This is a genomic window from Thiomonas sp. SCN 64-16 (assembly GCF_001725585.1).
Classification (GTDB): Bacteria; Pseudomonadota; Gammaproteobacteria; order Burkholderiales; family Burkholderiaceae_C; genus Thiomonas; species Thiomonas arsenitoxydans.
In genome coordinates this window covers 24,874-45,105 of sequence record NZ_MEGQ01000011.1, presented here as the reverse complement: position 1 = coordinate 45,105, position 20,232 = coordinate 24,874, and the positions used below count along the sequence as shown (strand labels likewise).

Sequence of the window (20,232 nt, the reverse complement as noted above, 5' to 3'; positions counted from 1 at the left end):
CCGATGCCGCAGCGGCCCACCCCCGCCCCTACACTGCGCAGTCCATGTCGCGCTCCAAACTCGTCTCTGCTCTGCTGCCCACGGTGCTGCCGTGGATGACCTCGCCGCCGCTGCGGCCGCTGCTCAACTGGGGGCTGCGCCGCAGCCTGCGCGCCCCGCGCCTGGCGCACACCCGCAGCCCGGGTGACTTCGGCCTGGCGTTTGCCACGGTGCGCATCCCCACCGCCAACGGCAAAACCCTGCACGCCTGGTATTTGCCCGCACCGCAAGCCGCGCCGCGGCCCTCGCCCGCCCTCGTCATCGTGCATGGCTGGGGCAGCAATGCCGACCTCATGCTGCCACTGGCCCCCGCGCTGCATGCCGCCGGGCTTGCGCTGCTGTTCATCGACACCCGCTGCCACGGCGCCAGCGATGACGAGCCCTTCACCTCGCTGCCGCGCTTCGCCGAAGACACGGTGCACGCGGTGGACTGGTTGGCCGCCCAACCCGACATCGCCCCAAGCCGCATCGCCCTGCTCGGCCATTCCGTCGGCGCGGGCGCGGTGCTTTTGGCGGCCACCTGGCGGCCGCAAATCGCCGCCGTCGTCAGCCTGGCCGCCTTCGCCCACCCCGCCGACATGATGCAGCGCTGGATGGCCGAACAAAACCTGCCAGATGCCGTCATCGGCCCCTACATCCTGCAGTATGTGCAGCGCACCATCGGCTATCGCTTCGACACCATCGCCCCGCTCACCACCCTGCCGCAACTGCGCTGCCCCGTGCTGCTGATGCACGGCGAGCACGACACCACGGTGCCGGTGGAAGATGCGCACCGCCTGCTGGCCGCCGCCGCAGCGCGCGACAGCGTGCAACTGCACATCGGCCCCGGCGGGCATGATTCGATGGACGCTTTTCTCGAGCAAATGCCCCAGGTCATCGGCTTCCTGAATCAGGTCAACAGCGCACCGACAGATCTGGCAAACCGCATCGCCACGGACTCGGGTTGCGGCTGCTACGCCTCGATCTCCGGCCGTCCCCAGTAGTAGCCCTGTCCCCAGTCCACGCCGATGCGGCGCATGACTTCGGCGGTGGCCTCGTCTTCGATGCCTTCGGCGATGGTCAGGATGCCCAGCTCGTGCGCCATGCTGTTGATCGAGCGCACCATGGCCTGCGCCCGCGCGCTGTGCGCGGCTTCGCGCACCAGCTCGGCCTCGATCTTGAGGTAGCTCACCGGCAGCTTGAGCACATAGAGATACGACGAGTAGCCGCTGCCGAAATCGTCCACCGCGAGCTGGAAGCCGAAGTCGATCAGCGGCTGCACCAGTTGGCGCACCGCTTCGGCATCTCCGATGAGTTGACGTTCGGTGATCTCGATGACCATGGGCTTGGCCTTGCCGGTCATATCCACCGCGCAAGTGCTGCAGAAATGCTGCGCCCGGTCAAGCAGTTGTTGCACATCTTCCGGTCGACTGAGGAAGTCGGCAGAGCAGTTGATCATGTACTTCATCGGCGTGCCGGTCTGCTCCATGCGCTGGCTGCAGCGCGCCATGACCTGCTTGGACACACGCGAATCGATGCGGTGCTCCAGGCGCAGACGGTTGGCCACGTCGATGAACTGCCCGGCCGCAATCACATCGCCGTTTTCCGCAACCAGCCGCGCGAGGGCTTCAAACCCCATGATCTGCCCGTCGGCCAGGGACACCAGCGGCTGGTAGGCCACGCGGATGCGGTCGTCCTCGATGGCGCGCTTGAGGGTGAAGCCCTGCAGATAGTCCTGCGCCGACTTGCCCTCGAACTGCTTGACCCGGTTGCGCCCGCCGGCCTTGGCGTTGTAGAGCGCGGAGTCGCACTGCCCCAGCAGCTCGGCGGAGGTGAGCGGGCCGCCGGGCTCCCAGGCCGAAACGCCGAAACTCGCCGTCAGCCGCAACTCCGAGCCGCCCACGGACATGCGAGTGTGCGAGATCAGGTCGCGCAGCTTCTCCGCCGTGGCGTGCGCGGTCTCGAGCGACGAATCGGGCAGCAGCACCAAAAACTCCTCGCCGCCCCAGCGCGCCACCTGGTCTTCTTTGCGCACCCGGGTTTGCAGCAGGTGCGCCACCTGCTGCAGCACGGCGTCGCCCGCGGCGTGGCCGAAGCCGTCGTTGATCAGCTTGAAGTGATCGAGGTCGAACAGCACCAGCGCGTAGCCGATGCCATGGTCTCTAGCGCGATCATGGGCGCGCTGCAGGTATTCACCTATGCCGCGGCGGTTGAGCAGCCCGGTGAGGCTGTCCTGATTGGCCAGGCGGTACATGATTTCGGACCGATCGCGCAGTTGCGCGCTGTCGCGCTCGGCCTGTTTGCGCACCAGCCGATAGGCCAGCGTGAGCACCGCCAACCACAGCGCCAGAATGGTCAGCGCAGGCCAGTAGGCGCGCCAGAAATCACGCCAGATCAAAGCGCGCGGCACGGTCATGTTCACCAGCACGTCGTAGTGCGGCAGGCGCACCCAGGCGCCCAGGCGGGGAATATCGTCCGAGTCCACCCGGCCGCTGAACACGCCGGAGGTGGCGCCATCCGGCGCATGCCGCGCGGCACGGGCCAGTTCTCCCTGCCGCTTGGCGCTGTAAAAGCGCGGCAAATCGTCCGTCTTGGGCGCGGGCCAGCGCGCGAGCAGGTAGCCATCTACGCGCATCAGCGCGATCGACATGCCCGGCATGGCATATTCCGCAGCCGCCACGGAACGCCGCCAGCGCTCGAGAAAGTCATTGAGCTCCACGGGCACCGCAATCAGCAACTGCGGCTGCCCCGCGGCGTTTTTCACGATCAGGCGCAGAGGAATCACCCAGCGATGCAGCATGGGGCCATACACCGCCTTGCCCACCTCCAGGCCCCCAGTGCGTCCCGCCTGCTGGATGCCCGGCCAGATGTCGGGCATGTTGCGGAAATTGGGCAAGCGCCTCTGTCCGGGCAGGGTCGTGGCAAACATCTGGCCATCGGCCATGGACAAATTGATCGACAAGGCCTGATCCGGCCCGAGCAGGGCGCGATAGCGCTGCAACAGCGGCTGGAGCTGATCGGGTGCGGCCAGCAATTCAGGACGCGTCAGCAGATCGTTGCCAAGCGCGGACATGACCGATTCATAGCGGTCGAGATAGGCCGAGGTGGCGTCCGCGAGAAACGCCGTTTCCACCCGCAGGGTGCTGCGCAGCGTGACGTCCTGCCGCTGCCAGTTGATCCAGGCCAGCCAGGCCGCGAAAACCAAGGTGAGCCCGACCAGACCCCAATAGCCGCGACGCAGTCGGCGCGGCATGGCCGCGGCGCCTTGCGGCGCAAGCGTCTGGGCGGGGGAAAACAGCGGGGTGGAACCAGGCATGCAGCAAAAAATCACGTACCGGTATCCCGCACGATGCTGTGCGATCTGCGCCGGTTTTTTTTAAGTTGGGCGCAGTGTAAATGCGCCTTGTCTGAAGAGCCCGTCGATTACTTCACACTTTGGCGGCCACCCCCGCGGCCGCTGTGCCCTGCGTCGGCAGATCGAGCCCGGGTGCACCGATAGCGATCTGCAGCGTTGACAGGCCCTACATGCCGACGTAGTTCGGCCCGCCCCCGCCTTCGGGCGCGACCCAGACGATGTTCTGCGTCGGGTCTTTGATGTCGCAGGTCTTGCAGTGCACGCAGTTCTGCGCGTTGATCTGCAATTTGTCGCAGCCGTCTGGGCCCTTGACGAATTCGTACACCCCGGCCGGACAGTAGCGGGTCTCCGGCCCGGCATAGGTCTTGAGGTTGACTTGCACCGGCACCGACACGTCCTTGAGCGTGAGGTGGGGCGGCTGATTCTCCTCGTGATTGGTGTTGCTCAAATAGACCGAACTCAGCCGGTCGAAAGTAAGCACGCCGTCGGGCTTCGGATAGTCGATGCGCGGGCAATCGGCCGCAGGCTTGAGCATGGCGTGGTCAGGCACATGGTGATGCACCGTCCACGGCGGCGACTTGATGCCGATGCGAGGCAGAAACCAACGCTCGATGCCGGTCATCAGCGTGCCCACCAGTCGGCCCTTCTTGAACCACTGCTTGAAATTGCGCGCGGTCTTGAGTTCGGCATGCAGCCATGACTGCTCGAACGCCGCAGGATAGGCGCTGAGTTCGTCCTGCGCGCGCCCTGCAGCCAGCGCATCGGCGATGGCCTGCGCCGCCATCATGCCGGTCTTGATCGCCGCATGACTGCCCTTGATGCGCGAGGCGTTGAGAAACCCCGCTTCGCACCCCACCAGACAGCCGCCGGGAAACACCAGCTTGGGCAAGCTCAACAGCCCGCCGGCCGTGATGGTGCGTGCGCCGTAGCCCAGACGCTTGGCGCCGTCGAACAAACCGCGAATTGCCGGATGGGTCTTGAGCCGCTGAAATTCCTCGAACGGACTCATCCACGGATTGGTGTAATCCAGCCCGACCACGAAGCCGATGGCCACCTTGCGGTCTTCGAGGTGGTAGAGAAACCCTCCGCCGTAAGTCTTGGGATCGAGCGGCCAGCCTGCGGTGTGCAGCACTAGCCCGGGCTGATGCTTGTCGGCGGCGACTTCCCAGAGCTCCTTGATGCCAATGCCGTAGCTTTGCGGATCGCGGCCAGCGTCGAGCTTGAAATGCGCGATCAACTCGCGGCCCAGCTGACCGCGCGAGCCTTCGGCGAACACCGTGTACTTGGCGCGCAGTTCCATGCCCAGCGCGAAATGATCGGTCGGCTCGCCGTCCTTGCCCAGCCCCTGGTTGCCCGTGGCCACGCCGCAAACACGGCCCTGCTCGTCATAGAGCACCTCGGCCGCGGCGAAGCCGGGGAAAATCTCCACGCCCAACGCTTCAGCCTGCTGCGCCATCCAGCGCACCAGATTGCCCAGGCTGATGACGTAGTTGCCGTGATTCTTGAAACAGTCGGGCAGAAAAGCCGCGGGCGCGGGCTTGGCGTTGGCGTCGCTCAGGAACAAAAACTGATCCGCCATGACTGGCTGATTCAGCGGCGCGCCCATCGCCTTCCAGTCGGGGAACAGTTCGGTCAGCGCGCCGGGATCCATGATGGCCCCGGACAGAATGTGCGCACCCGGCTCGGAACCTTTTTCCAGCACGCAGACCGAGATCTCGCGCCCGGCCTGCTGCGCCAACTGTTTGAGATGGATGGCCGTAGCCAGTCCGCCAGGGCCGGCCCCGACGACGACGACGTCGTAATCCATGGCCTCGCGCGGGCCGAATTTTTCCAAGAGTTGATGCGGGGTCATCGCGGTCTCCACGGTCAGGCTGTTTTGAGCAGCATTTTAGGCACGGCGGCCACAAAAAAGAACGGTCGTTCGATTTTAGGGCAACCGCATTTCAGACAGCGTAATAGAGCACCGCGAAAAAATGACAGACCGTGCCCGCGAGCACGAACAGATGCCAGACGAAGTGCGCGTAGCGCCAGCGCTCGTCGAACACAAAAAACACCACCCCCAGGGTGTAAGACACGCCGCCCGCCACCAGCCAGAACAGCCCCATCGGCGCGATGCGCTCGGCTAGCGGCACGATGGCGATCAGCACCACCCAACCCATGCCCAGATAAAGTGCAGTGGACAGGTGCGGAAAGCGCACCCCGGCAAACGCCTTGAGCAGCAGCCCCATCGCCGCCAGCCCCCAGACCAGGCCGAACAAGGTCCACCCCCATCCTCCGCGCAACACGCCCAGGGTGAAGGGGGTGTAGGTGCCGGCGATCAGCAGGTAAATGGCGGCATGGTCGAGACGCTGAAACACCGCCTTGAGCCGCGGCTGCGGCAGGGCGTGGTACAGAGTGGAGGCGAGATAGAGCAGGATGGCGCTGGCGCCGAAAACCGTCGCCCCCACCACGCTGGCCACCGGCTGGTACCCAACCGCATGAACGATGAGCACGGGCAGCGCAGCAATCGACAGCAACAGCCCGAGCCCGTGGCTGATGCTGTTTGCGATCTCTTCGCCCAGACTCTGCGATCGCAGAGTGGCGATGTCGGTTGCGCCCTCGGTTGCGCGTTCAGTTGCGATTTGTGCCATGCAGCAAATATTAAGCCGCTCCCTGAATTCGCGCACCCGACCGGCTCCTGGAAAATTCCCTGCCTGTGCAAATATCTCCCTGCCGCACTATCCTTGCGCTCACGCAAATTAAGGCTATTTTTGCGTTTTCCCGCACTCCCACAAAGATCCAGACCGTGAGTTCCACCCCCACCACCGCTGCACTCGCCCCGGCTGACAACGCCCCGGCGGAGCAGACCCGCTTTCGCATCCTCGGAGCGATCAGCTTTTCGCATTTCCTCAACGACATGATCCAGTCGTTGATTCTGGCGATCTATCCGCTGTTCAAAACCGATTTCCATCTGAATTTCGCTCAGATCGGTCTGATCACCCTCACCTATCAATTCACCGCCTCGCTGCTGCAGCCGCTGGTGGGCTACTACACCGACAAATATCCCAAACCCTATTCGCTGGCGGTGGGCATGGGCTGCACCCTGGCCGGGCTGCTGACGCTGTCGGTGGCGCCGACCTTCCCCATCCTGCTGCTGGCCGCGGCCATGGTGGGCACCGGCTCCTCGATCTTCCACCCGGAGTCGTCGCGCGTGGCCCGCATGGCCTCGGGCGGACGCCACGGTCTGGCGCAGTCCATCTTCCAGGTGGGGGGCAATGCGGGCACCGCCACCGGGCCGCTGCTGGCCGCGTGGATCGTGCTGCCGCATGGGCAAAAGAGCGTGGCGTGGTTTTCGCTGGCCGCCCTGCTGGCCATCGTCGTGCTCATCGGCGTGGGTCGCTGGTACAGCCACCAGCACCGCCTGCCGAAGAAGGCCACCGCCATCAAGCATTCACCGGTTCCGCCGCATCTGGTGCGCCGCACGCTGGCGGTGCTGCTGGCGCTGATCTTCTCCAAGTTCTTCTATTTGGCGAGCATCAACAGTTATCTCATTTTTTATCTGATGCACAAATTCCACGTCAGCACGGAAATTGGGCAGTACCACCTCTTTGTCTTCCTCGCCTCGGTCGCGGCGGGAACGCTGATGGGCGGCCCGATCGGCGACCGGGTCGGCCGCAAGGCGGTGATCTGGGTGTCCATCCTCGGCGTGGCGCCCTTCACCCTGATGCTGCCTTACGCCAGTCTGGAGATGTCGGCCGTGCTCAGCGCCATCATCGGTTTCATGCTGGCCTCGGCATTTCCGTCGATGGTGGTCTATGCGCAGGAGCTCATTCCCGGCAAGGTCGGCACCGTGGCCGGGCTGTTCTTCGGCTTGGCGTTCGGCCTTGGCGGTATCGGTGCAGCCATGCTGGGCCAGTTGGCCGATATGTGGGGCATCGACGCGGTTTACAAAATCTGCTCCTTCCTGCCGCTTATCGGGCTCTTGGCCGTGTTTCTACCCAATCTGCATCAACCCAAGGCTGCGCCGCCCAAACCCGCAGCCGCCTGACGGCATTTCGGCCAAACCCCGGGCCAAACCCCGCCCCGGCGGGGTTTTTTCATGGCCGCAGAAAAATGAAACGAGGCTGAAGGGCTGCCGCCCACGGGCGAACCCGGCCCGCCGGGCAAGGTCTATTTCAGGGCGTGTTCACGCAAGTCTTGAAAGGATCATCATCATGTCCCTCTCGTATCAAGCCCTGCGCCGGGGCGCACTGATCGGCGCTTTAGTGGGCGTGTCGGCGGCTGGCTTGCTCAGCCCCACTCTGAGCCAGGCTGCGGAGGTTCACCACGCCGGAGATATCTCTTACCTCTGCGGCGGCGTGGGCCAAGGCAGCCTGAAAGCGCTGCAGGCGCGAGCGCCCGAATTCAATCTCGGCTTCTGGATGGTGGAAGGGCCGCAAGGGGCCTATCTGGCTGATGTGCCGATCCATGTCATGCAGCACGGCAAGACCGTGGCCCAGTTCACCGCTGGCGGCCCTTTGTGCTATCTCAAAGCGCCTGCGGGTCAGTACACCATCGTCGGGCTGCACAAACAGCAGGAACGCAAAATCGAGATGCAGACCGGAAACAAAAACGCCTACCTGCGCTGGTGAGGCGCGGGCAGGCGTCTTGCCGTTGTGCCCTGCTTCTGCGGCTGATTACAGCGGGCGGCTGATGACTACGGCGCCGCGCAGCTGCCCCGGCGCGTAGCCAGTGGCCGCATCGTGCGGGTAGTCGGTCTTGAGTTTGTCGGCCACGCCGGGTGCGAGTTGCGCGGTGGTACCGTGGCAAGCTAGGCATTGCGTCTGCAGCACGATGGCCTTGGCGTAATGCAGGGTGGGCTTGCCGTTCTCAGTCACCACTTCGCTCCATTCCAGGGTTTCGGGCTTGGCGCCCGATTTCAGATCGGCGTTCAGGTGGCCCAGCGCCTTGTGCTGCCAGACGTTGGGTGTGCCCATGTCGATATTGCGCACTCGGGTGCCCACGCGGGTGATCTTCCAACCAGTCTTGTCGGCCAGACCCATGGCGATTTCGGGGGCGATGGTTTTGCAAACCGTGATCGAACCCGCCGGGCCGTTTTCCTTCATGCTCTCCTGCAGCTTGCCGCTCAGGGTTTTGAGCAGCTCGCCGGTGACGGCGCGAGTGGCCTGCATCTGTTCGGGGCTTGCGGCCTGTTGCGCAAGAGCGGAAACCGGCACAGCTGCAACGGCCAGCGCAGCCATCAAGGGTGGCAAATGACGAGTCAAATGACGCATGAGCATCTCTCCAGAAAATCGCGTCCTGACGACTTGCCGGACACCTTGGCGCGATTATGTAACTAATTGTGTTTCGAGTCTGCCCTAGTTCGCGCGCTTGCGCTTCATATTGATTGAAATCAAACTCACAGCAGACGACCGTCTGACAGCGGCGACATGTCGCACTTTTTTTGCAGTCCCAAACTCAGGTCTGCGGATCGAGGAAGCCCCCCGCGCGATAAGTCAGCACCAAGGTATCGCGCCAGCCGCCTCGGGTTTCGCCTGCGGGCAGGACGGGGGTACTTTCGTGAATCACGCGGGTGTCGTCCATCAGCAGCACGCTGCACGGCTCGGCCAGAGTGAAGCGCACGCCGCGTTGTCCGGCGAGCTCGAACACCCGGGTTTCGCCACCGCGAATGTCGTGCCGCGAGATCAGCACCACGGCCACAAAATCCACGCCGTCGCGGTGCGCCCCTTCCGGCGTCGGGCGGCCCACACCTTCGCGGGTATCGATGCGGAACTGGTGCGCTTCGATGAACCATTGCGGCGCCGGGCGCACCTGCGCGAACAGCCGCCCCAGCCCGAGCAGCAAGGGCTGCCAGAACGGTGCCCGCTGCAGCTCGGCGGTCAAGGGCGCGAACCAGCGCAACATGCCGCCGTGCAGCGCGTTATAAGAGGTCGGCTGCCAATGCGCACGGTGCGGCGCGGTCTGAAGCTCCGCCTGCCCTGCGGCCGGCTGCCGGGTCTGAATGAAGCTGCCGTGACGCCGAAAGCGATAGTGCCCGCCGTCTTTGAGGTAATCGTCGGGCGGCAGGTCGTTCCACAAACCGAGGGCCGGTGCACAGCTCGCCAGGTCATAGCCCGCCATGGCGGCCAGATCGGCTGCGCCCAGCACACAAAAACCTTGCTGCTGCAAGCGCGCCAGCGCGCTGCTGCCCGCGGGCATGGGCGCGCCAAAACTCAGGGTGTCATCGGGCGCCTGCATCATCACTTGCCCCAGCTGTCTCTGAGCGTCGTCGTGCGGTTGAACACGGGCTGCGCCGGGGAATGATCGACCCGGTCGGCGACAAAATAGCCGTGCCGCTCGAACTGAAACGAGGCTCCGGCAGGAGCTATGGCCAGCGCGGGCTCGATATAGGCCTGCACCGTCTGCTTGCTTTGCGGATTGAGCACAGCGAGAAAATCGCGGCCACCCGCGTCGGGATGCGCCTCGGTGAACAGGCGGTCGAACAAGCGCACCTGCGCGGCCACGCCCAGGCTGGCGCTCACCCAGGTAATCACGCCTTTGACCTTCACCGCGTCTGCCCCCGGCGTGCCGCTTTTGGTGTCGGGCAACAGTTCGGCCAGCACCTTGGTGACTCGCCCATCGGCATCTTTTTCACAGCCGGTGCAACGAATCACGTAGCCGTATTTCAGCCGCGCGAGGCCACCGGGCGTGAGGCGGTGATAGCCCTTGGGCGGAACCTCCATGAAGTCTTCACGCTCGATCCAGACCTGCGCGGTGAGGTCGAACTGCCGCCGCCCCATCTCGGGATGTCCGGGATGGACGGGCGCGCTGCAGGGCTCGGCGTGCGCCGCGTTGCCGAACACCTCGGCCCAGTTGGTGAGTTCGAGCTTGAGGGGATCGAGCACGGCCATTGCACGCGGGGCGCGCGCATCGAGATCGTCGCGCAAAGCCTGTTCGAGCACGCTGTAGTCGATCCAGGAATCGGCCTTGCTCACGCCGATGCGGTCGGTGAACAGACGCAGGCTCTCAGGCGTGTAACCGCGCCGACGCAAGCCCACCAGCGTGGGCATGCGCGGGTCGTCCCAGCCGCCCACATGGCGCTCGGCCACGAGTTGCGCGAGCTTGCGCTTGCTCGTCACCACATAGGTGAGATTCAGGCGGGCGAATTCGTACTGGTGCGGCCGCGGACTGGCGACCAAGCCCAGCCGCACGAGATGATCGAGCAGCCAGTCGTAGAAAGGCCGTTGATCCTCGAACTCCAGGGTGCACAGGCTGTGGCTGATGCATTCCATCGCGTCTTCGATCGGATGCGCGAAGGTGTACATCGGGTAGATGCACCAGGTGTCGCCCGTACGGTGATGGTGCGCGAAGCGGATGCGGTAAATCGCCGGATCGCGCAAATTGATATTAGGCGCGGCCATGTCGATCTTTGCGCGCAACACCATGCTGCCTTCCGGGTGCTGGCCCGCGCGCATTTCCTCGAAACGCCGCAGGTTTTCCTCGGGCGTACGGTTGCGCCAGGGGCTGTCCACACCCGGCTCGGTGAGCGTACCGCGGTTGCGGCGCATGTCGTCAGCGTTCTGTTCATCCACGTAAGCCAGACCGTGTTCGATCAGCGCGCTGGCGCAGCGGTACATGAAATCGAAGTCGTCACTGGCATAGAACAGATGCGAAACGCCGTCCGCGTTCCAGTCGAAGCCCAGCCAATGCACCGCATCGAGAATGGCATCGACGTATTCCTGGTCTTCTTTTTCGGGATTGGTGTCGTCGAAGCGCAAATGGCAGACCCCGCCGAAATCCTGCGCCAGACCGAAATTCAGGCAGATGCTCTTGGCGTGGCCGATGTGCAGATAGCCGTTGGGCTCGGGCGGAAAGCGGGTGCGGATGCGTGCCGGATCGGGCTGGCCCGCAGCATGTCCGGCAGCGTCGGCCGGATGACCGGCAAAACGCCGGTTTGCATAAATGCCTTGCGCCAGATCGCGCTCGATAATCTGACGCAGGAAGTTCGAAGGTTTGTCAAGAGGTTCCATAGCCCCGCTATTTGAACAGGTCTGGAAAAGGCAGGACGCGGCTGTGTTGCAGTGCAAACAGGCTGCCCTGTCCTGCGCCGGGCTGAAAGCCAAAATTCTGCCCCGATTGAAGCGCGGGAAAAAACTTCACACGCGCTGTCGGCAAGCCGGAATGGCTCTCGTTACTCAAGCACCAACCACAAGATGTTCAGGAGGTTTCCATCATGTTCCGTCACATCGTTCTGGCCCTTGCGGGCAGCGCCGCACTGATTGCCGCACCCGCGGCGCATGCTGACCGGGTGTTTTGGTCGGTCAACGTCGGCGTTCCCGGGGTGGTGACCAATTTTTCGAATGCTTACCCGGTGTATCAGGCGCCGCCGGTGGTGTATGCACCGCCGCCGCCCATGCCGCCGGTCTATTTCGCCCCACCTCCTCCCCCGCCGCGCCCGGTGTACTACGGCTATGGTCAGGTTTACACCCCGGTGGCAGTCGCGCCGCCCTACTACTACGGCGCTCCGGTGCGCCGCTGGGACCGCGATCATTGGCGGCATGACCGCGGACACGGCTGGGGGCATCGCGACCACGACCGAGGCGATTGGGATCGCCGCTGAGCATAGAGTGATCAGCGGCGCTTGCTGCCCCCCAGCAGGCTGCCCAGCACGCCGCGGATGATTTCCCGGCCCACGGTGCTGCCGATGCTGCGCGCGGCCGATTTGGCCAGGGTTTCGAGCATGGAATCCTTGCGGCCCGACCCGCGCGCCAGACCGCCCAGGCCCTGCCCCAGCGAATCGAGCAGACCGCCGCCTGAACCGGTTGGCGCTCCGGCAGTTGGCGCGGGCGCGGCGACTTCTTGCGCGGTTTCCACACGACCTTTGAGCAGTTCGTAGGCCGATTCGCGGTCTACCGTTTTTTCATACACCCCCGCCACCAGCGAGCCCTGCATCAGCGCCTTGCGTTCCTCGGGGCTGATCGGCCCGATGCGGCTGCCGGGCGCCAGCATCCACACGCGCTCGGTCGGTGTGGGGCGACCCTTTTCGTCGAGCAGCGACACCAGCGCCTCGCCCACCGCGAGTTCGGTGATGGCCTGGGCCACGTCCAGACCGGGGTTGGGACGCATGGTGTCGGCCGCGGTTTTCACTGCCTTCTGGTCACGCGGGGTAAACGCGCGCAGCGCGTGCTGAATGCGGTTGCCCAGCTGGCCGAGCACGGTATCGGGAATGTCCAGCGGGTTCTGCGTGACGAAGAACACGCCCACACCCTTGGAGCGGATGAGCCGCACGACCTGCTCGATTTTTTCCAGCAGCGGTTTGGGCGCATCGTTGAACAGCAGATGCGCCTCGTCGAAGAAGAACACCAGCTTGGGCTGATCGGGGTCGCCGATTTCGGGCAGACGCTCGAACAGCTCGGACAACAACCACAGCAGAAAGGTCGCATACAAACGCGGTGCCTGATAGAGCTTGTCGGCCGCGAGAATGTTGACCATGCCGCGCCCATTGCCGTCGGTCTGCATCAGGTCGTCGATGTTGAGCATGGGCTCGCCGAAGAACTTGTCGGCGCCCTGGCTTTCAAGCTGCAGCAACCCGCGCTGAATGGCCCCCACGCTGGCCGCGCTGATATTGCCGTACTCGGTAGTGAAGCTCGCCGCGTTGTCGCCCACCTCCTGCAGCATGGCGCGCAGATCCTTCATGTCGAGCAGCAGCAGGCCGTTGTCGTCGGCAATCTTGAACACCAGATTGAGCACGCCGGTCTGCGTTTCGTTGAGTTGCAGCAACCGCGCCAGCAGCAGCGGCCCCATGTCGGAAATGGTGGCGCGGATGGGATGGCCCTGCTCGCCGAACACGTCCCACAGCGTCACCGGGCAGGCGCCGAAAGTCGGCTCGGGCAGACCGAGGGTCTTGAGGCGCTCAGTCAGCTTGGGGCTCAGACTGCCCGCTTGTGAAATTCCGGTCAGGTCGCCCTTCACATCGGCCATGAATACCGGCGTGCCGATGCGCGAAAACGCCTCTGCCAGCACCTGCAGACTCACGGTCTTGCCGGTGCCGGTCGCGCCGGTGATGAGGCCGTGGCGATTGGACAGGCGCGGCAACAAGTGGCATTGCACCTTGCCGTGCTGGGCGATGAGGATGGGGTCGGACATGGCGGTAGCCTGGGTGTGAAGGGGGGCGAGCGGGAATCGGGCGCACGGCGCGAAAGTAGAATTCGCAGTCTATCAACGCCCTCGCTGCACGCTGTCACCCTGCCGCAGGGCATCCTCAGGAGCATCGCACCACCATGGCCGGACATTCCAAATGGGCCAATATCCAGCACCGCAAAGGCCGTCAGGACGAAAAACGCGGCAAGGTCTGGACCAAGATCATTCGTGAAATCTCGGCCGCAGCCCGTCTGGGCGGCGGCGACCCCAACGCCAATCCCCGCCTGCGCCTGGCGGTCGACAAGGCCAAGGCGGCGAATATGCCCGCCGATACGGTGAAGAAAAACATCGACAAGGCCACCGGCGCGCTCGAAGGCGTGCATTACGAAGAAATTCGCTACGAAGGCTATGGCGTGGGCGGTGCGGCGATCATCATCGACTGCCTGACCGACAACCGCGTGCGCACCGTGGCCGAAGTGCGCCATGCGCTGTCCAAGAACGGCGGCAATCTGGGCACCGAGGGCTCGGTGGCCTTCCAGTTCAGGCATTGCGGCCAGCTCGTGTTCGCGCCCGGCACCTCGGAAGACAAGGTGATGGAAGTAGCGCTGGAGGCTGGAGCGGACGACGTGATCACGGATGACGACGGCGCGATCGAAGTGCTCACTCCGCCGGCCCAGTTCGAGGCGGTGCGCGCCGCGCTCGAAGCCGCCGCGCTGCAGCCGGAACTCGCCGTCATCACCATGCGCGCCGACAACACGGTCGAGCTGGCGGGCGACGACGCCGAAAAGATGCAAAAACTCATCGACGCCCTGGAAGACCTCGACGATGTGCAAGAGGTCTATCACAACGCCGCCTTCGCCTAAACCACCGTATTCACCATGAAACTCCTCGTCATCGGCTCCGGCGGACGTGAACACGCCATCGCCTGGAAGCTGGCGCAGGCGCCGCGGGTACAGAAGGTCTATGTCTCTCCCGGCAACGGCGGCACCGCGCTCGACTCCCGGCTGGAGAACCTGCAGGTGGCCAACGCCGAAGAGCTGGCCGCGTTCTGCGTGCGCGAAAAAATCGCCTACACCGTGGTCGGGCCCGAAGCGCCGCTGGCCGCTGGCATCGTCGATGGCTTTCGCGCCCGCGGCCTGAAAATTTTCGGCCCGACGCGCGCAGCCGCCCAGCTCGAAAGCTCCAAAGCCTTCTCCAAGGACTTCATGGCGCGGCACCATATTCCTACCGCCGCCTATGCCACCTTCGAAGACGCTGCGGCAGCGCATGCCTATGTAGACGAGCACGGCGCGCCCATCGTCGTCAAGGCCGATGGCCTGGCTGCGGGCAAGGGCGTGGTGGTGGCGCAGACGGCGGAAGAAGCCCATGCCGCGATCGACGACATGCTGCAGGCCAACCGCTACGGCGTGCAGCACAACGCGGGCCGCGCACGCGTGGTCATCGAAGAGTTTTTGCAGGGCGAGGAAGCCAGTTTCATCGTCATGGTCGACGGCCTGCATGTGCTCGCACTGGCCTCCAGCCAGGATCACAAACGGCTGCTCGATGGCGACAACGGCCCCAACACCGGCGGCATGGGCGCCTACTCACCAGCGCCCGTGGTCACGCCCGAAGTGCACGCCCGGGTGATGCGCGAAATCATCCAGCCCACCGTCAAAGGCATGGCGGCCGACGGCATTCCGTTCACCGGCTTTCTCTACGCTGGGCTGATGATCGACGCCCAAGGCCGCGCCAAGACGCTGGAATTCAACTGCCGTATGGGCGACCCGGAAACCCAGCCCATCATGGCCCGTCTCAAGAGCGACCTTTCGGTGGTGTTCGAGAAGGCCATCGCCGGGCAGCTCGATCAAGTGGAACTGGAGTGGGACCGCCGCACCGCCCTGGGCGTGGTGCTCGCCGCACATGGCTACCCTGAAAGCCCGCGCAAGGGCGACGCGATCACCGGCATTCCGCCCGAGACCGCCGACTGCATCACCTTCCATGCCGGTACCACGCTTGACGCGCAGGGCGTGCTGCGCACCTCGGGCGGCCGGGTGCTGGCCGTCACCGCGCTGGGCGATTCGCCGCGCATCGCGCAGCAACGGGCTTACGAGGCCATCCACACGATTCACTTCGACGGCATGCAATGCCGCCGCGACATCGGCTGGCGGGCCATCAAGCGATAAGCTGAACGTTGACCTGCGCCTGCAAGCCGGGCAAAACGGCCGGATCGAATAGCTCGGTACCCGGCTGCTGAGAAGTGCCGCTGCCGCAGGCCAGGGCGAGACGCAGGGCATCGGCGGGTGTTGCATGGCGTGAGAGGGCGGCGACCAAACCGCCGACCATCGAATCGCCCGCGCCGACGGTGGACACCACCACCACCTCGGGCGCGTGGCCGATATAGGTCTCGGCGCCCACCAGCACCGCGCCTTCGCCGCCCAGAGAGACACAGACCCACTCCACGCCTTGCGCGTGCAGCACGCGGGCCTCGCGGATGACCTCATCCCGCGTGGGCAGCGGTCGGCCGACGAGCTGTTCGAGTTCGAAACGGTTGGGCTTGATGAGAAAGGGCCGGGCGGCCACTGCCTGCGCCAGCGCCTCGCCCTGCGCGTCTACCACGGGCTTTGCGGCTTGGGCGCGCAGGGCGGCGCACAACTCGGCGTAATAGCCGGGCGGAACGCCAGGGGAACGCGAGCCGGTGAGCACTGCGTAGCCATTGCGGGCGAGTTCGAGCACTTCGGCGCTGATGCGGTCCAGTATCGCGGCGTCGATCACCGGCCCGGTGGCGCTGACCTCGAACTGGGCACGCGGCTGGCGCTGCTGCAAGGTGGTGTTGATACGGGTTTCGCCGTCGATGCGCACCAGATGAGGATGGTCGATTTGCCCGGCGATCAGTCGCTCGAACAGCATGCCGATTTCGCCCGCCACGGTGGCGCAGGCCCATGCCGGAATGCGCAGCCGCTTGAGCGCGCGCGCCACGTTGATACCGTTGCCGCCGGGATCAAGCCGCGTGGCGGTGGCGTGGACTTTCTGGTCTTCGATCAGTTGCGGGATGTCGTAGCTTACGTCCACGCAGGGGTTGAGCGTGAGGGTGACGATGGGCGGCACGTCGGCTTGAACGGGGGTCATGCGGTTTCCTCTTTGCGATGCCCTCAACCATAACCGCCGCCGCCGGGCGTTTGAATGACGAATACATCTCCCGGCTGCATTTCTACACTGGCGCAAGCGGGCAGCGGCTCGATGCGGCCATCGGCGCGTTCGATCTGGTTGAGGCCCATGGCGCCAGGAGCGCCGCCCGCCATGCCGAAGGCGGGCACGCGGCGGCCATTGGAGAGAATGCCCGCGGTCATCGGCTCGAGAAAGCGGATGCACCGCACCCCGCCGTCGCCGCCGCGCCAGCGCCCGGCGCCGCCCGAACCGGCGCGGATGGCGAAGCTCTCCATCCGCACGGGATAGCGCCATTCCAGCACTTCGGGATCGGTCAGTCGGGAGTTGGTCATATGGGTCTGGACGACGGAGGCGCCGTCGAAGCCGCCGGTTTGCTGGCCCTGGGCATCGAACACACCTCCCGCGCCGGAGCCGCCCGCGATGGTCTCGTAATACTGATGCTGCGCGTTGCCGAAGGTGAAGTTGTTCATGGTGCACTGGCTTGCGGCCTGCACGCCCAGTGCGCCGAACAGCGCATTGGTGACACACATGCTCACTTCCACATTGCCTGCGACTACGGCAGCGGGCGGCCGCGGCGCAAGCATCGAGCCCTCGGGCACGATGAGTTGCAGGGGCTTGAGGCAACCGGCGTTGAGCGGAATGTCGTCGTCCACCAGGCAGCGAAACACGTACAGCACCGCCGCCACGGTAACGGCCTTGGGCGCGTTGAAGTTGTCGGGCTGCTGCGGCGAGGTGCCGGTGAAGTCGATCACGGCTTCGCGCCGCTCGCGGTTGACACGGATGCTCACGCAGATGCGTGCGCCGCTATCGAGCTCCAGGCTGAACGCGCCGTCATGCAGCGCGCCGATCACCCGGCGCACCGCGGCCTCGGCGTTGTCCTGCACATGCTGCATATAGGCGCGCACCACGTTCAGCCCATAGTCGGCCACGAGCTTGCGCAATTCGTATGCGCCGGTCTGGTTGGCCGCGATCTGCGCCTTGAGGTCGGCCAGGTTCTGCTGCGGATTGCGCGCTGGCCAGCGTCCGCCAGACAGCAGCGCCAGCACCTCGGCCTCGCGCAGACGGCCTGCGTCCACCAGCTTGAAGTTGTCGATCACCACGCCTTCTTCAAGAATGCTGCACGAGAACGGCGGCATGGAGCCCGGCGTGATGCCGCCGATGTCGGCATGGTGGCCGCGTGAACCCACGTAGAACAGCACCTCGCGCCCTGCGGCGTCGAACACCGGCGTGACCACGGTGACATCGGGCAGATGCGTGCCGCCGTGATAGGGATCGTTGAGCATGAACACATCGCCAGGCCGCATGGTGGCGCGGTTTTCGCGAATGACCGTCTGGATGCTCTCGCCCATCGACCCGAGATGCACCGGCACATGCGGCGCATTGGCGATGAGCTGGCCCTGCGCGTCGAACAGCGCGCAAGAGAAGTCCAGCCGCTCCTTGATGTTGACCGACACGGCGGTGTTTTGCAGTTGCACCCCCATCTGCTCGGCGATGTGCATGAACTGGTTGTTGAACAGCTCCAGCCGCACCGGGTTGACCGCGGTGTCGTCATCGCACGCGCGGGTCTGGGTGGCCTGCCGGTGCAATTCAACATGACCGGCCGCGGTGATGCGGGCGCGCCAGGCGGGGGCAACGAACACCGTGGTATGGGCATCTGCGAGCAACGCGGGGCCATCGACATGCTGGCCCGGCTGGCACTCGGGGCGCCGCACCAGCACGGTGTCTTGCCAGCGGCCGCCAATGAACACGGGCAGCCGGGCGTGCGGCGGCATGACGCCCGTCACTTCCGTCTGCAGCGCCTCGTGGTGCAGTGGTGCGCCGCCTCCAGCGGCCTCCACCGACAACGCCTCGACCACCAGGCCGCGTTCGGGCATGTGGTGGGCATAGCGCTGCAGATAGATGCGCTCGAATTCGGCCCGCATCGCCCCCGCATCGGCCAGCGCCACCGGCAGCGCGCTATCGCTGCCCGCATAGCGCAACAGCACGCTGACGCGCAAACGGATGCTGGGCGCATCCACGCCCTGCGCTTGCAGCTCTTGCCGCGCCTGCGCCGCCAGCGTGTCGCGCAAAGCGTGCAGGCGCGGCAGCAGGTCGTCGTGCAGCGGCGCTTCCACACTGCGCTGCTGCATGGCGGTCTGCTCGGCCAGCCCCATGCCGTAGGCGGAGAGCACTCCGGCGAAGCGATGGATGAACACCCGCTCCATGCCCAGCGCATCGGCCACGCTGCAGGCGTGCTGCGCCCCGGCGCCGCCAAAACATTGCAGGGTGTAGGGCGCCACGTCATAGCCGCGCGCCAACGAAATACGCTTGATCGCCCCGGCCATGGCCTGCACCGCAACGGCGAGATAGCCCTCGGCTACATCCTCCGGGGTTTGCGGCTGGCCGGTGTCGCGGGCGATGCGCGCGGCCAGTTCGGTAAAGCGCTCGCGCACCCCGTCAGCATCCAGCGGAGCGTCGCCCCGCGGTCCGAACACGGACGGAAAGTGCTCGGGGCGAATGCGGCCGAGCATCACATTCGCATCGGTGATGGTCAGCGGCCCACCGCGCCGGTAGCTGGCCGGGCCCGGGTTGGCCCCGGCCGAATCGGGCCCCACGCGCAGCCGTGCGCCATCGAAATGCAGAATGGAACTGCCCCCGGCCGCCACGGTATGAATATGCAACATCGGCGCGCGCACCCGCACCCCGGTCACCTGGGTATCGAACACCCGCTCGAACTCGCCCGCGTAATGCGACACGTCGGTCGAGGTGCCCCCCATGTCGAAGCTGATGACCTTGGCATGGCCCGCCTGCTCCGCCGTGCGCGCCATGCCCACGATGCCGCCTGCCGGGCCAGACAGAATCGCGTCCTTCCCATGAAAAGCATGCGCCTCGGTCAGCCCGCCGCTGGACTGCATGAACAGCAGCCGCACCCCCGGCATCTCGGCGGCCACCTGATCGACATAGCGACGCAGAATGGGCGAGAGATAGGCGTCGACCACCGTGGTGTCGCCCCGCGAGACAAACTTCATCAGCGGGCTGGTTTCATGCGAGGTACTCACCTGCGTGAAGCCGACTTCGCGGGCGATGCGCGCCGCAGCAAGCTCGTGCTCGGGCTCACGCCAGCCGTGCATGAACACAATCGCCGCCGCACGCAGCCCAGCATCAAAGGCATCTTGCAGATCGCGCCGCAAGGCCTCGGCATCGAGCGGCCGCAACACCGCTCCGTTGGCCCCCACACGTTCCTGCGCCTCGATCACCCGGCTGTAAAGCAGCTCGGGCAACACGATGCGGCGGTCAAATAGTCTGGGACGGTTTTGGTACGCAATGCGCAGCGCGTCGCGAAACCCGCGCGTGGTCACCAGCACCACCGGCTCGCCCTTACGCTCCAGCAGCGCATTGGTCGCCACCGTCGTGCCCATGCGCACGCTCTCCACCTGCCCCGGCGTGATCAAAGCCCCCTGCTGCAACCCCAGCAGTTGGCGTATGCCCGCCACCGCCGCGTCGCGGTACTGCTGCGGGTTCTCCGACAGCAGCTTGTGCGCCACCAAACTTCCATCGGGCCGACGCGCAACGATGTCGGTGAACGTGCCGCCACGGTCGATCCAGAATTGCCAGCGATCGGACGGGGCAAGCATGGC

General features: G+C 65.2%; 15 protein-coding genes. 6 read left to right on the top strand and 9 right to left on the bottom strand.

What is annotated here, in order from left to right; genetic code table 11:
• Positions 1-44 precede the first annotated feature (44 nt).
• Complete coding sequence (locus ABT24_RS04725) at positions 45-1,022, top strand: alpha/beta hydrolase (RefSeq protein ID WP_276727616.1); 978 nt, start codon at positions 45-47, stop codon at positions 1,020-1,022.
• Here the strand turns inward: ABT24_RS04725 and ABT24_RS04720 are convergent.
• The 3 genes from ABT24_RS04720 to trhA form a co-directional block, all read right to left on the bottom strand.
• Entirely contained in the window at positions 992-3,334 is a 2,343-nt protein-coding gene (locus ABT24_RS04720; protein WP_276727620.1) for a bifunctional diguanylate cyclase/phosphodiesterase, read from the bottom strand. The genes ABT24_RS04725 and ABT24_RS04720 overlap by 31 nt on opposite strands.
• Before the next feature lie 205 nt (positions 3,335-3,539).
• Positions 3,540-5,225, bottom strand: a complete 1,686-nt coding sequence (locus ABT24_RS04715; RefSeq protein ID WP_276727623.1) for an electron transfer flavoprotein-ubiquinone oxidoreductase — start codon at positions 5,223-5,225, stop codon at positions 3,540-3,542.
• Positions 5,226-5,316: 91 nt separating this feature from the next.
• The gene (trhA, locus tag ABT24_RS04710) at positions 5,317-6,003 is read right to left on the bottom strand and encodes a PAQR family membrane homeostasis protein TrhA (protein ID WP_276727626.1); all 687 of its coding nucleotides are present in this window, start codon (positions 6,001-6,003) and stop codon (positions 5,317-5,319) included.
• Positions 6,004-6,158: 155 nt separating this feature from the next.
• Here trhA and ABT24_RS04705 point away from each other — a divergent pair, with 155 nt between their 5' ends.
• Together ABT24_RS04705 and ABT24_RS04700 are read left to right on the top strand one after the other, a co-directional pair.
• Positions 6,159-7,400 (top strand): MFS transporter, encoded by a 1,242-nt coding sequence (locus tag ABT24_RS04705; RefSeq protein WP_423837796.1) that lies wholly within the window; start codon positions 6,159-6,161, stop codon positions 7,398-7,400.
• Between the two features lie 166 nt (positions 7,401-7,566).
• Positions 7,567-7,983: a hypothetical protein gene (locus ABT24_RS04700; RefSeq protein ID WP_276727629.1), complete on the top strand. Its 417-nt coding sequence runs from the start codon at positions 7,567-7,569 to the stop codon at positions 7,981-7,983.
• 45 nt (positions 7,984-8,028) lie between these two features.
• Here the strand turns inward: ABT24_RS04700 and ABT24_RS04695 are convergent, their stop codons facing one another.
• The 3 genes from ABT24_RS04695 to ABT24_RS04685 all read right to left on the bottom strand — a co-directional run bounded on the left by ABT24_RS04695 (position 8,029) and on the right by ABT24_RS04685 (position 11,361).
• Positions 8,029-8,625 (bottom strand): Tll0287-like domain-containing protein, encoded by a 597-nt coding sequence (locus tag ABT24_RS04695; RefSeq protein WP_276727632.1) that lies wholly within the window; start codon positions 8,623-8,625, stop codon positions 8,029-8,031.
• 184 nt (positions 8,626-8,809) lie between these two features.
• The gene (locus tag ABT24_RS04690; RefSeq protein WP_423837797.1) at positions 8,810-9,589 is read right to left on the bottom strand and encodes a 2OG-Fe dioxygenase family protein; all 780 of its coding nucleotides are present in this window, start codon (positions 9,587-9,589) and stop codon (positions 8,810-8,812) included.
• Positions 9,590-9,591: 2 nt separating this feature from the next.
• Entirely contained in the window at positions 9,592-11,361 is a 1,770-nt protein-coding gene (locus tag ABT24_RS04685; RefSeq protein WP_276727639.1) for a glutamine--tRNA ligase/YqeY domain fusion protein, read from the bottom strand.
• Between the two features lie 203 nt (positions 11,362-11,564).
• Between ABT24_RS04685 and ABT24_RS04680 the strand changes: the two genes are divergently transcribed.
• The gene (locus ABT24_RS04680; RefSeq protein WP_013105175.1) at positions 11,565-11,951 is read left to right on the top strand and encodes a hypothetical protein; all 387 of its coding nucleotides are present in this window, start codon (positions 11,565-11,567) and stop codon (positions 11,949-11,951) included.
• A gap of 11 nt (positions 11,952-11,962) precedes the next feature.
• Here the strand turns inward: ABT24_RS04680 and ABT24_RS04675 are convergent, their stop codons facing one another.
• Positions 11,963-13,477 (bottom strand): helicase HerA-like C-terminal domain-containing protein, encoded by a 1,515-nt coding sequence (locus ABT24_RS04675; RefSeq protein WP_276727642.1) that lies wholly within the window; start codon positions 13,475-13,477, stop codon positions 11,963-11,965.
• 134 nt (positions 13,478-13,611) lie between these two features.
• On the opposite strand from ABT24_RS04675, the gene ABT24_RS04670 reads away from it, so the two are divergent.
• Together ABT24_RS04670 and purD are read left to right on the top strand one after the other, a co-directional pair.
• Entirely contained in the window at positions 13,612-14,334 is a 723-nt protein-coding gene (locus ABT24_RS04670) for a YebC/PmpR family DNA-binding transcriptional regulator (RefSeq protein WP_013105173.1), read from the top strand.
• 15 nt (positions 14,335-14,349) lie between these two features.
• Entirely contained in the window at positions 14,350-15,633 is a 1,284-nt protein-coding gene (gene purD / locus ABT24_RS04665) for a phosphoribosylamine--glycine ligase (protein ID WP_276727645.1), read from the top strand.
• Here the strand turns inward: purD and ABT24_RS04660 are convergent.
• Entirely contained in the window at positions 15,623-16,576 is a 954-nt protein-coding gene (locus ABT24_RS04660) for a 1-phosphofructokinase family hexose kinase (protein WP_276727648.1), read from the bottom strand. The genes purD and ABT24_RS04660 overlap by 11 nt on opposite strands.
• A 23-nt stretch (positions 16,577-16,599) precedes the next feature.
• Positions 16,600-20,229 carry a hydantoinase B/oxoprolinase family protein gene (locus ABT24_RS04655; protein ID WP_276727651.1) on the bottom strand — a complete coding sequence of 1,210 codons (3,630 nt, stop codon included), beginning with the start codon at positions 20,227-20,229 and terminating at the stop codon, positions 16,600-16,602.
• Positions 20,230-20,232 lie beyond the last annotated feature (3 nt).

Excerpts from the sequence above, each read along its gene's own strand:
- ABT24_RS04690 (WP_423837797.1), bottom strand. The coding sequence starts at position 9,589 with ATGCAGGCGCCCGATGACACCCTGAGTTTTGGCGCGCCCATGCCCGCG.
- ABT24_RS04715 (WP_276727623.1), bottom strand. The coding sequence starts at position 5,225 with ATGACCCCGCATCAACTCTTGGAAAAATTCGGCCCGCGCGAGGCCATG.
- ABT24_RS04680 (WP_013105175.1), top strand. The coding sequence starts at position 11,565 with ATGTTCCGTCACATCGTTCTGGCCCTTGCGGGCAGCGCCGCACTGATT.
- ABT24_RS04720 (WP_276727620.1), bottom strand. The coding sequence starts at position 3,334 with ATGCCTGGTTCCACCCCGCTGTTTTCCCCCGCCCAGACGCTTGCGCCG.
- ABT24_RS04685 (WP_276727639.1), bottom strand. The coding sequence starts at position 11,361 with ATGGAACCTCTTGACAAACCTTCGAACTTCCTGCGTCAGATTATCGAG.
- ABT24_RS04695 (WP_276727632.1), bottom strand. The coding sequence starts at position 8,625 with ATGCGTCATTTGACTCGTCATTTGCCACCCTTGATGGCTGCGCTGGCC.
- ABT24_RS04670 (WP_013105173.1), top strand. The coding sequence starts at position 13,612 with ATGGCCGGACATTCCAAATGGGCCAATATCCAGCACCGCAAAGGCCGT.
- ABT24_RS04660 (WP_276727648.1), bottom strand. The coding sequence starts at position 16,576 with ATGACCCCCGTTCAAGCCGACGTGCCGCCCATCGTCACCCTCACGCTC.
- ABT24_RS04700 (WP_276727629.1), top strand. The coding sequence starts at position 7,567 with ATGTCCCTCTCGTATCAAGCCCTGCGCCGGGGCGCACTGATCGGCGCT.
- ABT24_RS04725 (WP_276727616.1), top strand. The coding sequence starts at position 45 with ATGTCGCGCTCCAAACTCGTCTCTGCTCTGCTGCCCACGGTGCTGCCG.
- trhA (WP_276727626.1), bottom strand. The coding sequence starts at position 6,003 with ATGGCACAAATCGCAACTGAACGCGCAACCGAGGGCGCAACCGACATC.
- ABT24_RS04655 (WP_276727651.1), bottom strand. The coding sequence starts at position 20,229 with ATGCTTGCCCCGTCCGATCGCTGGCAATTCTGGATCGACCGTGGCGGC.
- purD (WP_276727645.1), top strand. The coding sequence starts at position 14,350 with ATGAAACTCCTCGTCATCGGCTCCGGCGGACGTGAACACGCCATCGCC.
- ABT24_RS04675 (WP_276727642.1), bottom strand. The coding sequence starts at position 13,477 with ATGTCCGACCCCATCCTCATCGCCCAGCACGGCAAGGTGCAATGCCAC.